We start from the raw sequence: 14878 nt of genomic DNA, 5'->3' as shown, positions 1-14878 counted from the left end.
AGCTGAATAACCATGCTTTTGCCCTCTCCTTGGCGCGCTGACTTTCCAGCCATCGCCGCACTGCAACAGCAAGGCCAGACCTATCTGGACAACGCCGCTACAACGCAAAAACCTCAGGCGCTGCTCGACGCGCTGAATCATTACTACGTCAACGGCGCCGCCAATGTGCATCGGGCACAGCACCTGCCGGGGGCGGCTGCCACGCAAGCGTTTGAAAACAGCCGGCGCAAAGTTGCCCAATGGTTGAACGCCGGCGATGACGCACAGATTATTTTTACCCACGGCGCGACGTCGGCATTGAATCTGCTGGCCTACGGGCTTGAGCATCGCTTTGAAACCGGCGATGAGATCGTTGTCTCTGCGCTGGAGCATCACGCCAACCTGCTGCCTTGGCAGCAACTGGCACAGCGTCAAGGGCTTGAACTGGTGATTTTGCCCCTCAATGCTCAGGGGCTTATTGATTTGGTTGCCGCCGCCGAACTGATCGGCCCCCGCACCCGCTTGTTGGCGACCAGCCAATTTTCCAACGTGCTCGGAGCTTGGCAACCACTGCCAGAATTACTGAGCATGGCCAAGGCTCACGGCGCGTTGACCGTCGTCGACGGCGCACAGGGTGTGGTGCATGGCCGACACGACTTGCAGGCCCTAGGCTGCGACTTCTACGTATTTTCAAGCCACAAACTCTATGGCCCGGACGGTGTTGGCGTCTTATACGGCCGCGATGAGGCTTTGACGCAGTTGCGTCATTGGCAATTGGGCGGCGAAATGGTGCTGACCACGGACTACCACAGCGCAACCTTTCGCCCTGCGCCGCTGGGTTTTGAAGCGGGCACTCCGCCGATTGCCGGAGTCATCGGGCTTGGCGCGACCCTCGACTATTTGAGCAGCCTCGACCACGGTGCAGTGCTGGCCCATGAAGCCGCGCTGCACCGGTTATTGCTGGAGGGTTTGAACAGACGCCAGGGCGTGCGGGTGCTGGGTGATCCGCAACTGGCATTAGTCAGCTTCGTGGTCGAGGGCATCCACAATGCCGATCTGGCGCACCTGTTGACTGAGCAAGGCATTGCAGTTCGTGCCGGGCATCATTGCGCGATGCCTTTAATCAAACGGCTCGGCCTGACCGGCGCGATTCGCGCCTCTCTGGCGCTGTATAACGATTCCAACGACGTGCAGCGCTTTTTCGATGCGCTGGATCAAGCATTGGAGTTGCTGCGATGAACCTTCCACCCGAGGCCCAATTAGCCCTGGACACCTTCAATAAACCGCAAAGCTGGGAACAACGCGCGCGGCTCTTGATGCAATGGGGTGAACGTTTGCCTGGGTTGAGCGACGACGAAAAGACCGAAGAGCACCGCGTACACGGCTGCGAAAGCCAAGTGTGGTTGTTGGGCACCCTCACAAGCGGTCGCTGGCAATTCCGTGCCGCCAGCGATGCGCGTTTGATTCGGGGCTTGGTGGTCCTGTTATTGGCGCGGGTTAATAACCTGCCGGCAGAGGACTTGCAGCAGGTTGATTTAGCGGACTGGTTCAAGCAACTGGGGTTGAGCCGCCACTTGTCACCGTCACGCAGCAATGGGTTGAACGCAGTGTTGCAACGGATGCGTCAGCTGGCTTGCGGCACGGCCTGAATCGGCTTTATCCGTTCCGACGGGCGTCTTACCCCGGCAACAATCTTGTCCACTGCTTTGGTTGCCGCGACCATACCGAACGTCGCCGTGACCATCATCACCGCGCCGAACCCGCCGGAACAGTCGAGCTTCACACCGTCGCCGACGAAGCTTTTTTGCAGGCAAATACTGCCATCGGGTTTCGGGTAACGCAGCTGCTCGGTGGAGAACACGCACGGCACACTGTAGTGGCGAGTCATAGTCCGCGAGAAACCGTAATCCCGGCGCAGGGTCGAGCGCACTTTGGACGCCAGTGGGTCATTGAACGTGCGATTGAGGTCGCAGACCTGGATCAGCGTCGGATCGATCTGCCCTCCCGCACCGCCAGTAGTAATGATCTGAATCTTGCGGCGCTTGCACCAAGCGATCAGCGCCGCCTTGGCGTTGACGCTGTCGATGCAATCGAGCACGCAATCGATGTTCGGCGTGATGTACTCGGCCATGGTTTCGCGGGTCACGAAATCACCGACGGCATGAACCACGCAATCGGGGTTGATCGCACGCAAGCGCTCGGCCATGACCTCGACCTTGGCCCGACCGACCGTGCCCGCCAGTGCATGCAGCTGGCGGTTGCTGTTGCTGAGGCAAACGTCGTCCATATCGAACAAAGAGATTTCGCCGACCCCGCAACGGGCAATCGCTTCCGCCGCCCACGAACCGACTCCGCCGACGCCAACGATGGCTACATGCGCCGCACGTAACCGCTCCAGGCCATCGATGCCATACAGACGGGCGACGCCGGCAAACCGCGGATCTTCTGTGTTCATGACCATAACCCCAAAACCGGCGCGCATTATAGGGCGGTATACCCGGGAGAGCATCTTTATCCGGACAAACCGCAATCTGTAACCGCGCCGCCCGCTGTAGAAGCCAACCTGTTGGCGAGGCGTCGTGCCTGACACGCCGCAGTGTCTGGTTCTCGCCAACACGTTGGTTCCTACAGATCCGTCCTCCAGCCGAAATTCGCGAAGACGCGCGCCCCCCTCCCCTGCTTTAATAGGCGCAACACACTTAGTTACATTGCAATCTTTGGAACCAGACGTATTTATGTCATCGCGTAAATTTGGACTCAACTTGGTGGTTGTCGTTGCAATTGCCGCGCTGTTCACCGGTTTCTGGGCGCTAATCAACCGCCCGGTCACTACTCCTGACTGGCCTGAGCAAATTTCAGGCTTCTCTTACTCTCCGTTCCGACCGGGGCAAAGCCCACAGGAAGGCATCTACCCGTCCGACGATGAAATGCGTCAAGACCTGGAGTTGATAAGCAAGCAGACTGACAGTATCCGCACCTATTCGGTGGACGGTTCCCTTGAGGATATTCCTAAGCTGGCGGAAGAATTTGGCCTACGCGTAACCTTGGGCATCTGGATCAGCCCCGACGAGCAGCGTAACGAGCGCGAAATTACCCGGGCCATCGAACTGGCGAACACGTCGCGCAGTGTAGTTCGCGTGGTGGTGGGTAACGAAGCCCTGTTCCGCCGTGAAATCACCGTCAAGCAACTCAGCGTGCTGCTGGACAGGGTTCGTGCGGCGGTTAAGGTGCCGGTAACGACGTCGGAGCAATGGCACATTTGGGAGAAATACCCGGAGCTGGGCAAACACGTTGACTTGATCGCCGCGCACATTCTGCCCTACTGGGAATTCATCCCGGTGGACAAGGCGGGTCAGTTCGTCCTCGACCGCGCTCGTGAACTGAAAAAGATGTTCCCGAAAAAACCGCTGTTACTTTCTGAGGTTGGCTGGCCGAGTAACGGCCGTATGCGCGGCGGTTCCGACGCGACCCCAGCAGATCAAGCGATTTATCTGCGTACGCTGGTCAACAAGCTGAACCGTCAAGGCTACAACTACTTTGTGATCGAAGCGTTCGATCAGCCGTGGAAAGCCAGTGATGAAGGTTCGGTGGGCGCGTATTGGGGCGTGTACAACGCCGACCGCCAACAGAAATTCAACTTCACCGGACCCGTTGTCGCAATCCCTCAGTGGCGAGTTCTAGCCATCGGATCGGGGGTATTGGCATTATTGTCGCTAGCGCTATTGCTGATCGACGGTTCGGCGTTGCGCCAACGCGGTCGAACCTTCCTGACCTTCACCGCGTTCCTCTGTGGATCAGTGTTGGTGTGGATCGGTTACGACTACAGCCAGCAATACAGCACCTGGTTTAGCCTGACGGTTGGCTTCTTGCTGGCGCTCGGCGCACTGGGCGTGTTCATCGTATTGATGGCCGAAGCGCATGAACTGGCCGAAGCCGTCTGGACCCATAAGCGTCGCCGTGAATTCTTGCCGGTGGAAACCGACAACGCGTACCGACCCAAAGTCTCGGTCCACGTGCCCTGCTACAACGAGCCGCCAGAGATGGTCAAACAGACCCTTAACGCCTTGGCGGCCCTCGATTACCCGGACTTCGAAGTCCTTCTCATCGATAACAACACCAAAGATCCTGCGGTCTGGGAGCCGGTCAAGGCGCATTGCGAACTGCTCGGTCCACGCTTTAAGTTTTTCCACGTTGCCCCGCTGGCTGGCTTCAAAGGCGGCGCGCTGAATTACCTGATTCCACACACCGCGCCGGATGCTGAAGTCATTGCCGTGATCGACTCCGATTATTGTGTCGATCGTAACTGGCTCAAGCACATGGTGCCCCACTTCGCCGATCCGAAAATCGCCGTGGTGCAGTCGCCGCAGGACTACCGCGACCAGAACGAAAGCGCCTTCAAGAAGCTTTGCTACTCGGAATACAAAGGCTTCTTTCATATCGGCATGATCACCCGTAACGACCGCGATGCGATCATCCAGCACGGCACCATGACCATGACCCGCCGATCGGTGCTTGAGGAACTGGGCTGGGCTGATTGGTGCATCTGTGAAGACGCCGAACTGGGTCTGCGGGTGTTCGAAAAAGGCCTGTCTGCGGCCTACGCCCATAACAGCTATGGCAAGGGCCTGATGCCGGACACGTTTATCGACTTCAAGAAACAACGTTTCCGTTGGGCCTATGGCGCAATTCAAATCATCAAGCGCCACACGTCGAGCCTGCTGCGCGGCAAAGACACGCAACTGACCCGCGGTCAGCGTTATCACTTCCTTGCGGGCTGGTTGCCGTGGGTGGCAGACGGCATGAATATTTTCTTCACCTTCGGTGCCTTGCTGTGGTCTGGAGCGATGATAATCGTGCCGCAACGGGTCGATCCACCGCTGCTGATCTTCGCGATTCCGCCACTGGCACTGTTCGTGTTCAAGGTCGGCAAGATCATTTTCCTTTACCGCCGCGCGGTGGGCGTCAACCTTAAGGATGCATTTGCCGCAGCCCTGGCAGGCCTTGCCTTGTCGCATACCATCGCCAAAGCGGTCTTGTATGGGTTCTTCACCACCAGCATTCCATTCTTCCGCACACCGAAGAACGTCGACAGCCACGGCCTCTGGGTAGCGATTTCCGAAGCACGGGAAGAATTGTTCATCATGCTGCTGTTGTGGGGCGCCGCGCTGGGTATCTGCTTGGTCCAAGGCCTGCCAAGCGCCGATATGCGTTTTTGGGTGACCATGCTGTTGGTGCAATCGCTGCCGTATCTGGCCGCATTGATCATGGCCTTCCTTTCATCCCTGCCTAAACCGACACAGGTGGTAGAGCCTACGTCGGCCTGAGATTAATACGGGCGGTATTAAACGGCGGCCTTCGGGCCGCCGTTTTGCTTTAAGCTATGCGCCTTTTAAGCACCCTAAAAAACCTAGGTTTACTGCGCTTTAACCGGAGTTTTGTACATGACGGCCCCAGCCGAACTTTCGCCCACCCTTCAACTCGCTTGCGACTTGATCCGTCGTCCATCGGTGACCCCGATCGACGCGGACTGCCAGACCGTGATGATGCAGCGCCTGGGCAATGCCGGCTTCGCGCTGGAACCCATGCGTATCGAAGATGTGGATAATTTTTGGGCCACCCACGGCCATCAGGACGGCCCGGTATTGTGCTTCGCTGGGCACACCGACGTGGTGCCGACCGGCCCGGTTAAAGCGTGGCAAAACGATCCGTTCAATGCCTTGATCGACGAACACGGCATGCTCTGTGGACGTGGCGCAGCTGATATGAAAGGCAGCCTTGCATCAATGCTGGTGGCAACAGAACGCTTTGTCGGCGAATACCCGAACCATAAAGGCAAGGTTGCCTTCCTGATCACCAGCGACGAGGAAGGCCCAGCGCATCACGGCACTAAGGCAGTGATCGAGCGCCTGGTGGCGCGCAAAGAACGCATGGACTGGTGCATCGTCGGCGAACCGTCGAGTACCACCTTGGTCGGCGATGTCGTGAAAAACGGCCGACGCGGTTCGTTGGGCGCCACGCTGACAGTACGCGGGGTACAGGGCCATGTTGCCTACCCGCATTTGGCAAAGAACCCGATTCATCTGGTGGCTCCGGCTTTGGCCGATCTGGTGGCTGAGCACTGGGACAACGGCAATGCATTCTTTCCGCCGACCAGTTTTCAAATTTCTAACCTGAACGCCGGCACCGGCGCGACCAACGTCATTCCTGGCGATCTGGTTGCAGTGTTCAACTTCCGCTTCTCTACCGAATCCACCGTCGAAGGCTTGCAGCAACGGGTTGCGGTCCTGCTCGACAAGCACGGTCTGGACTATCACGTGGAATGGGCGCTGTCCGGCCTGCCGTTTCTCACCGAACCGGGCGATCTGTTGGATGCGGTCTCGGCCAGCATCAAGGCCGTCACCGGTCGCGAGACCAAAGCCTCCACCAGCGGCGGCACCTCCGATGGACGGTTTATAGCGACGATGGGGACTCAGGTGGTCGAACTGGGGCCGGTCAACGCCACGATCCATCAGGTCAATGAGCGCGTACTGGCCGCCGACCTCGACGTGTTGACCGAGATCTACTTTCAAACGCTGGTCAAATTACTCGCATGATGCTCACCTGCCCGATTTGCTCAGCCGCCCTTAGCGGCGTCGATAACGGCGTCGTTTGCCCCGTTGGCCACCGCTTCGACCGCGCGCGTCAGGGTTATCTGAACCTGCTGCCGGTGCAGCACAAAAACAGTCGTGACCCTGGCGATAACCAAGCCATGGTCGAAGCCCGTCGCGACTTTCTCAACGCTGGGCATTACACACCGGTAGCCAAGCGTTTGGCCGAACTGGCAGCGGAGCAGGTTCCAGCGCGTTGGCTGGACATCGGCTGCGGCGAAGGCTATTACACCGCGCAAATCGCCACGGCGCTGCCCGAGGCCGACGGTTACGCACTGGACATTTCCCGTGAAGCGGTCAAGCGTGCATGCCGCCGCGATCCCTCACTGACGTGGTTGATCGCCAGCATGGCGCGAGTGCCACTGCCGGATGACAGCTGCCAGTTGCTGATCAGCGTGTTCAGCCCTTTGGACTGGAATGAAGCCAAGCGCCTCCTGACACCGGGCGGCGGGCTGATACGGGTTGGCCCAACCAGCGGACATCTGATGGAGCTGCGCGAGCGTCTATACGACGAAGTACGCAATTACGCCGATGACAAGCATTTGGCCCTGATCCCGGAAGGCATGCAGTTGCACCACAGCGAAACACTGGAATTCAAGCTGACGCTGGTTGACGGTCAGTCACGCGCCAACCTGCTGGCGATGACGCCTCATGGCTGGCGAGCCAGTGCCGAACGCCGGGCCAATGTGATTGATCAACCAGAGCCGTTCGAAGTGACGGTCTCCATGCGCTACGATTATTTCGTGCTTGAGCCCTTAGCTCATCTACAAGCACCGAACACGACACCCTGAATCCGCGAATGGATTTTTTCAATTTTTGACGAGGCATCCATGCGCCAACCTGATATCGAAATTTATCTCAAAGACCACGACGTCGATTATAAAGCTGTAGCCGCCTGGCTGAGTGGTGCCATCGGCCCGTGCAGCGAGTGGGAAAAGAAAGGCCAAACCTACAAATGCATCGCGGGCGACATTGCAGTGACCTGGCTGCCTAAAGCCGTCGGTAAGTGGAACAGCCTTTACCTGGAAAGCGACCAGACCCCGTGGGAAGACGACATCGCCTGCGCCCGTGCCGCCTTTGCCGCACTGAGCGTCGAAGTGCGTTGCGCACCAGGCACTTGGATCGAAGAAGAAAGCGACGAAACCGCCGACCGCTGGATCCGCATCAGCAGCGACGGCGAAGAAGAAATTGTTTGGCACACCGCTTGATCTGGTGATGCTCATGACTTCTTGCAAATATCTTTAGCGAACCTGTTGACGAGGCATTTTCACAGTAAAATCGCGTCGTCCGCTTCGTCAACACGTTGTTACTTAACGGGTCCGGACTAACGACCCTCTTTTGCCCATCCCGACCATATACGGCACACTGTCCGCCTCGTTTTTACTATGCAGCAGATACCGTATGACCCGCTCTCCGCTCCGCCGTCTTGTGTTTGGCACCTTGCGCCGATTGTTGTACCTCTGGGTTCGCTCGGAAACTATTAATCAATCGTCGTTCACCCTCAACCTCGACCGCAGCCGACCGGTGTTCTATGTTCTGCAATCACCGTCCCTGAGTGATCTCGCGGTGGTCGACACCGAGTGCCGCAAAGCCGGCCTGCCTCGGCCGATCCTGCCGGTAGCCGTGGGCAACTTGCTGGAGCCTGCTGCGTTTTTCTACCTGACCCCCGAGCCTGACTGGCTTGGCCGTCAAGACAAACGCGGCGCACCGCCTACCTTGGAACGGTTGGTCAGCACCATCACCCAGAACGCCATAGAGGATGCTCAGATCATCCCGGTCAGTGTGTTTTGGGGCCAGTCGCCGGACAGCGAATCCAGCCCATGGAAGTTATTATTCGCCGACAGTTGGGCGGTTACCGGGCGTCTGCGCCGATTGGTCAGCATCCTGATTTTAGGGCGCAAAACCCGCGTACAGTTTTCGGCACCGGTTCACCTGCGCGAGCTGATCGACGAAAACAAAGGTTACGAACGCACATTGCGCATGGCCCAGCGCATTTTTCGGGTGCATTTCCGCAACCTTAAAACCGCTGTAATCGGCCCCGATTTGTCCCACCGCCGGACGCTGGTGCGTGGCCTGTTGGACGAACCGCTGGTGAAGCAAGCGATTCTCGAAGAGGCCGAACGGTCTAACATCACAGAAGCCAAAGCCCAAACGCAAGCGCTGCGTTATGGCAACGAAATCGCTTCCGACTACAGCTACTCCGTCATTCGCTTCATGGAAGTGGTGCTGAGCTGGTTCTGGAACAAGATCTACGACGGGATCAAGGTCAGCCACATCGAAGGTGTACAAGCAGTGGCTCCAGGCCATGAGGTCATTTATGTCCCGTGCCATCGCAGCCACATCGATTACCTGCTGCTGTCGTACCTGCTGTTTCGCAACGGTCTGACGCCACCCCATGTGGCTGCCGGTATCAACTTGAACATGCCAGGCATCGGCGGCCTGTTAAGACGCGGTGGCGCCTTTTTCATGCGCCGTACCTTCAAGGGCAATCCTTTGTACAGCTCGGTATTCAACGAATACCTGCACACGCTGTTCACCAAAGGATTTCCGGTCGAGTATTTCGTTGAAGGCGGTCGTTCGCGAACCGGGCGCATGCTGCAGCCTAAAACCGGCATGTTAGCGATCACCCTGCGCAGCTTCCTGCGCAACTCGCGAATGCCAATTGTGTTTGTGCCGGTTTACATCGGCTATGAACGCGTACTAGAAGGCCGCACGTATTTGGGCGAGTTGCGCGGTGCGAGCAAAAAGAAAGAATCCATTTTCGATATCTTCAAAGTCATTGGTGCGCTGAAGAAACAACGCTTCGGCCAAGTGTCGGTCAACTTTGGCGAGCCGATCAAACTGGCTGAATTCCTTGACCATGAACAACCCAATTGGCGTGACCAAGAACTTGGCCCGCTCTACCGACCTGCCTGGTTGAACGAAACCACTCACCGTCTCGGCCAGCGCGTGGCGCAGCACCTGAACGAAGCCGCCGCAATTAATCCGGTCAATCTGGTGGCGCTGGCATTGTTGTCTACCAACAAACTGGCGCTCGATGATCAGGCCATGACCCGGGTGCTGGACCTGTACCTGACGCTGCTGCGCCGAGTGCCTTATTCGCCGCACACCACTTTGCCGGAGGGCGATGGCAAGGCGCTGATCAGCTATGTAAAGGGCATGAACTTGTTGTCGGAACAAGCCGACGCGCTGGGCAAAATTCTATATTTGGATGAACAAAACGCAGTTCTGATGACCTACTACCGCAACAATGTGTTGCACATCTTCGCCCTACCCTCCCTGTTGGCGAGCTTTTTCCAAAGCGCGTCGCGCATGAGCCGCGAACAAATCCTGCGCTACGCCCGCGCGCTGTACCCGTATTTGCAGTCTGAGTTATTCATTCGCTGGCCGCTAAACGAGCTGGACGCGGTCGTTGATCAATGGCTCGAAGCCTTGGTAGAGCAAGGTCTGTTGCGCTTGGAAAATGAAGTTTACTTGCGTCCGGCGCCGAGTTCGCGGCAGTTCGTGCAGCTGACGTTACTGTCACGCGCCATTGCCCAGACGTTGCAACGCTTCTACATGGCAATCTCACTGCTGCTCAACGGCGGTCAAAACAGCCTCAGCGCCGAAGAACTGGAAGACCTGTGTACAGTCATGGCGCAACGGCTGTCGATTTTGCATGGGCTCAATGCACCAGAGTTCTTCGATAAAAGCCTGTTTCGGCACTTTATTCAGAACCTGCTCGACTTGGGGGTGCTGCGCAAAGACACCGCAGGCAAGCTCAGTTATCACCCGTTATTGGGAGAACTGGCGGAGGGCGCAGCCAAGCGCGTACTGCCCGCCGAAATCCGTTTATCGATTCGCCAAGTGGCACTACACCGCAGTGAAGATGTTTCAGAGGCTGACCCTGCCGGATAAATCCGTTAGATTCCTGTCGGTGGCGTCAGGCTTCTTCTGCCGCCACTCGTATGGAGATTGCGATGAAAAAACTTTTACTCGTATTGATAACCACCGTGCTCGGCGCCTGTGCCCAGCAGCAACCCATGAATCAAGCCAGCCTTAATGGCGAGGTTTTTTACTTGCAACGCATTGCCTTGCCACCAGCCGCAACCATGACCGTGAGCCTGCAGGACATTTCCCGGGCCGATGCGCCGGTGGTGATTCTGGCCCGACAAACGGCCCCGGTAAAAGGCCAGGTACCGCTGCCCTTTTCCCTGGCTTACGATCCAAAGCACGTTCAACCCGGCCACCGTTATTCGGTCAGCGCGCACATTGAACTCGATGGCAAGTTGCTGTTCATCAGTACCGAGCAGCATGGCGTACGATTGGATGGACAAGATCCAAAGCCGCTGCGGATTCGTCTGGACTCAGTTCAGTAACACCTTGGCGTTGGCCCACGAGTCCGCGCCGTTTGCTTAAATCGATTTTTTAAAAGGATATTTGCATGCTCCGCCCTTCCGTTGTCTACGCAGGCCTGTTCGCGTGCGTACTGTTTTCGGCCAATGTCCTCGCCGTGGCGTTGACCGATCTGTCACAGTCGGATGCCGGCGGCGGTCTAAAAGACGCACTGACCCAAGGCGCACAAATCGCCGTCAAGGAGCTCGGTGTTCCCGGTGGCTTCAGTAACAACAAAGAGGTGCGTATCGAGTTGCCGGGTGCTCTCGGCAAAGTCGCAAAGAAGATGAAGCAATTCGGCATGGGGGCACAAGTTGATCAACTGGAAGCCAGTATGAACCAGGCTGCTGAAGCTGCCATGCCTCAAGCACAGGCGTTATTGGTAGATGCCGTGAAAAAGATGAGCATGTCCGATGCCAAGGGCATCCTTAGCGGCGGCAGTGACTCAGCCACCCAATACCTGAGCAAGACCAGCCGCGATCAGATCCGAGCCAAGTTCCTGCCTATCGTCAAACAAGCGACGGACAAAGTCGGCGTGGCGCAGAAGTACAACTCTTTTGCAGGACAAGCTGCCGCATTGGGTGTCGTCGACGCTAAAGATGCCAACATCGAAGGCTACGTGACCGAACAGGCGCTCAATGGCCTGTTTAAAATGATCGGCGAGCAAGAAGCCAGCATCCGCAAAAACCCGGCCGCGGCGGCGACCAGTTTGGCGAAGAAAGTGTTTGGCGCGCTGTAACTCAACGTTGCCTTAAATTGAGCTTGGCGGCTTTGGCAACCCCTAGCGCTTGCTGGGTAACAGCGGATCGTCACACCTCCACCTTTTTTACCCTGAACCACGCGGCATACAGCGCGGGCAGGAACAGCAGCGTGAGTGCGGTGGCGACGATCAGGCCGCCCATGATTGCTACCGCCATGGGGCCGAAGAATACGCTGCGTGACAGCGGGATCATGGCCAACACCGCCGCGAGAGCGGTGAGAACAATAGGCCGGAAACGGCGGACGGTGGCTTCGATGATAGCGTGCCAAGGCTCCAGCCCAGCAGTGATATCCTGTTCGATCTGATCCACCAGGATCACCGAGTTGCGCATGATCATCCCCGACAAAGCGATGGTGCCTAACATCGCGACAAAGCCGAAGGGCTGGTGAAACACCAGCAAAAATGACGTCACGCCAATCAAGCCCAGCGGCGCGGTCAAGAACACCATGGCTACCCGCGAGAAGCTGCGCAGTTGCAACATCAACAAGGTCAGGACCACGACGATGAACAACGGCACACCGGCGTTGACTGAGCGCTGGCCACGTTCAGACTCTTCAACCGTACCGCCGACCTCCAGCAGGTAACCGTCTGGCAGCTCAGCTCGCACTGTGTCCAGCGTCGGCAGGATTTGTTGAATCAGCGTGGCCGGTTGTTCCTTGCCGTAGATGTCCGCGCGCACCGTCACGGTGGGCAATCGGTTGCGGTGCCAAATAATGCCTTCTTCAAAGCCATATTCAAGCGTCGCAACTTGCGAAAGCACAATACTGGTGCCGTTAGCGGTGGGAATCGCCAAGCTGGCCAGCGAGGCGAGGTCTTTGCGGGCATCGGCGGTTCCACGCACCAAAATTTCGATCAATTCATCGTCTTCACGGTATTGGCTGACGCTAGAGCCGGTCAATGAACTCTGCAAAAAGCGCGACAAGTCCGCCGTGGTCACGCCAAGCGCTCTCGCTCGGTCTTGATCGACATTGAGGTGTACAACTTTGCTCGGCTCTTCCCAATCCAGATGGACGTTAGACACGCGCGGGTTTTCCCGAACCTTGTCCGCTACCTTGCGCGCTAAAGCACGAACCTCGTCGATGTGTTCACCCGAGACCCTGAACTGCACGGGATAGCCCACGGGAGGACCATTTTCCAGGCGTGTCACCCGAGGTCTCAGGGTTGGGAATTGATCGTTGAGGGTGTTGATCAACCACGTGCGCACCGCCTCGCGGTCTTCGATGGTTTTTGCCAGCACCACGAATTGAGCAAAACTGGCAGCCGGCAGTTGCTGGTCTAACGGCAGGTAAAAGCGTGGCGAGCCGGTGCCTATATACGCCACATAACTGTCGACGCCCGCGTGATCTTTAAGCAGCTGCTCCAGCCGCGTAACTTGTGCCGCAGTGTTAGTGAGGGAGGCACCCTCCGCCAGTTTCAAATCGACCATCAATTCAAGCCGCACGGACGCGGGGAAAAACTGCTGCGGGACGAAACGGAACATCACCACCGACAACACGAACAAGCAGACAGTTAACACCAATACGGTTTTACGCCGTCGCACGCACCAGCCCACCAAGCGTCGCACGCGCTGATAGAACGCTGTGCCGTAAGGGTCCGGTGCATGTGAACCATGTTTATCCGCATGAATTTTTGCCAAGTCCGGCAACAACCGATCGCCCAAGTAAGGTACGAACACCACTGCAGCGATCCAAGATGCCAATAACGCGATAGTTACTACCTGAAAAATAGAGCGGGTGTACTCACCCGTGGTCGATTGCGCGGTGGCAATTGGTAAGAAACCGGCAGCAGTAATCAATGTGCCGGTGAGCATCGGGAATGCGGTACTGGTCCAGGCGAAACTAGCGGCCTTGAGCCGGTCGTAACCCTGTTCCATTTTGATCGCCATCATCTCCACGGCAATGATTGCATCGTCCACCAACAAGCCCAGTGCCAATACCAGCGCGCCAAGGGAAATTTTGTTTAGGCCCACGCCCAAGTAATACATGCAGGCGAAGGTCATCGCCAACACCAGCGGGATGGTCAGGGCAACCACCAAACCGGTACGCATACCAAGGGAGAAGAAGCTCACCAGCAGTACAATGCCCAACGCCTCGGCCAGCACATGGACGAACTCACCGACCCCAGTTTTAACCGCCGCTGGTTGGTCCGACACCTTGCGCAGTTGCATGCCGGCCGGGAGGTTTTGTTGTATGTGGGCAAACTCAGTCTCTAGCGCATGACCGAGAGAGAGAATATCGCCGCCTTCCTTCATCGCCACAGCCAGGCCGATGGCGTCCTCGCCCATAAAACGCATGCGCGGCGCGGGTGGATCATTGAAGCCGCGATGAACCTCGGCGAAATCGCTGATGCGAAATGTACGACCCGCCACGCGAATCGGGAAATTCTTTATCTCCTCAACAGATTGGAACCGTCCGGTGACTCGCAGTTGAATGCGATCGCTGGGCGTTTCAAAAAAACTGGCAGCCGAAACCGTGTTCTGAGCCTCAAGGGCCTGCTGGACCGCCTCCAATGACAAGCCCAAGGTCGCGAGTTTCAGGTTCGACAGCTCAATCCAGATTTTTTCGTCCTGCAACCCCAACAGCTCTATCTTGCCGACGTCCTTGACCCGTTGCAGCTGAATTTGTACACGGTCGGCATAGTGTTTAAGCACTGCATAGTTAAAACCGTCACCGGTCAACGCGTAGATATTGCCGAACGTGGTACCAAATTCATCGTTAAAAAACGGCCCTTGAATACCGGACGGCAAAGTTTGCCGGATGTCGCCAATTTTTTTGCGCACCTGATACCACAGTTCAGGCACTTGTTTTGACGACATGGCATCGCGGGCAAAGAACGTGACCTGGGATTCTCCCGGCCGCGAGAACGAGAGGATACGTTCGTACTCACCGGTCTCCATCAACTTCTTCTCAATGCGGTCGGTCACTTGCCGACCCACTTCCTCGGCACTGGCGCCTGGCCAAAGCGTGCGGATAACCATGGCTTTGAAGGTAAACGGCGGGTCTTCACTTTGCCCGAGCTTGGTGTAGGACAAAGCGCCGACCACGGCCAAAAGCAACATACAAAACAAAACGATCTGGCGATTGCGCAACGCCCATTCGGAAAGGTTGAAACGCATCCT

General features: G+C 57.2%; 11 protein-coding genes. 9 read left to right on the top strand and 2 right to left on the bottom strand.

Annotated features, from left to right (window positions below):
• Positions 1–12: 12 nt before the first annotated feature.
• On the top strand, positions 13–1218 hold the full coding sequence (locus RGW60_RS01995) for a cysteine desulfurase (protein ID WP_322201656.1): 1206 nt from the start codon (positions 13–15) through the stop codon (positions 1216–1218).
• Complete coding sequence (locus RGW60_RS01990; protein WP_322201654.1) at positions 1215–1628, top strand: SufE family protein; 414 nt, start codon at positions 1215–1217, stop codon at positions 1626–1628. Before RGW60_RS01995 ends, RGW60_RS01990 begins: the two co-directional genes overlap by 4 nt.
• Here RGW60_RS01990 and tcdA read toward each other — a convergent pair.
• Positions 1604–2434, bottom strand: coding sequence for a tRNA cyclic N6-threonylcarbamoyladenosine(37) synthase TcdA (tcdA, locus tag RGW60_RS01985; protein WP_407074120.1), 831 nt, complete (start codon positions 2432–2434; stop codon positions 1604–1606). The genes RGW60_RS01990 and tcdA overlap by 25 nt on opposite strands.
• A 280-nt stretch (positions 2435–2714) precedes the next feature.
• Here tcdA and RGW60_RS01980 point away from each other — a divergent pair, with 280 nt between their 5' ends.
• The 7 genes from RGW60_RS01980 (at position 2715) to RGW60_RS01950 (ending at position 11739) form a co-directional block, all read left to right on the top strand.
• Positions 2715–5303: a glycosyltransferase gene (locus RGW60_RS01980; protein ID WP_322201650.1), complete on the top strand. Its 2589-nt coding sequence runs from the start codon at positions 2715–2717 to the stop codon at positions 5301–5303.
• Between the two features lie 117 nt (positions 5304–5420).
• On the top strand, positions 5421–6572 hold the full coding sequence (dapE, locus tag RGW60_RS01975) for a succinyl-diaminopimelate desuccinylase (protein ID WP_322201648.1): 1152 nt from the start codon (positions 5421–5423) through the stop codon (positions 6570–6572).
• Positions 6572–7417 (top strand): putative RNA methyltransferase, encoded by an 846-nt coding sequence (locus RGW60_RS01970; protein ID WP_322206825.1) that lies wholly within the window; start codon positions 6572–6574, stop codon positions 7415–7417. Before dapE ends, RGW60_RS01970 begins: the two co-directional genes overlap by 1 nt.
• A gap of 39 nt (positions 7418–7456) precedes the next feature.
• A complete protein-coding gene (locus RGW60_RS01965; RefSeq protein ID WP_322201646.1) occupies positions 7457–7834 on the top strand; it encodes a hypothetical protein in 378 nt (125 codons plus the stop codon).
• Positions 7835–8027: 193 nt separating this feature from the next.
• Complete coding sequence (gene plsB / locus RGW60_RS01960; protein ID WP_322201644.1) at positions 8028–10523, top strand: glycerol-3-phosphate 1-O-acyltransferase PlsB; 2496 nt, start codon at positions 8028–8030, stop codon at positions 10521–10523.
• A 62-nt stretch (positions 10524–10585) separates the two neighbouring features.
• Positions 10586–10984 (top strand): YbaY family lipoprotein, encoded by a 399-nt coding sequence (locus RGW60_RS01955; protein ID WP_322201642.1) that lies wholly within the window; start codon positions 10586–10588, stop codon positions 10982–10984.
• Between the two features lie 65 nt (positions 10985–11049).
• Positions 11050–11739: a DUF4197 domain-containing protein gene (locus tag RGW60_RS01950; protein ID WP_322201640.1), complete on the top strand. Its 690-nt coding sequence runs from the start codon at positions 11050–11052 to the stop codon at positions 11737–11739.
• A gap of 70 nt (positions 11740–11809) precedes the next feature.
• Here the strand turns inward: RGW60_RS01950 and RGW60_RS01945 are convergent, their stop codons facing one another.
• A complete protein-coding gene (locus RGW60_RS01945; protein ID WP_322201638.1) occupies positions 11810–14875 on the bottom strand; it encodes an efflux RND transporter permease subunit in 3066 nt (1021 codons plus the stop codon).
• Positions 14876–14878 lie beyond the last annotated feature (3 nt).

This window comes from Pseudomonas sp. AB6, from assembly GCF_034314105.1.
Lineage (GTDB): Bacteria > Pseudomonadota > Gammaproteobacteria > Pseudomonadales > Pseudomonadaceae > Aquipseudomonas.
Note: the sequence above shows the minus strand (reverse complement) of the source record. Positions and strands in the feature narration are given on the sequence as shown.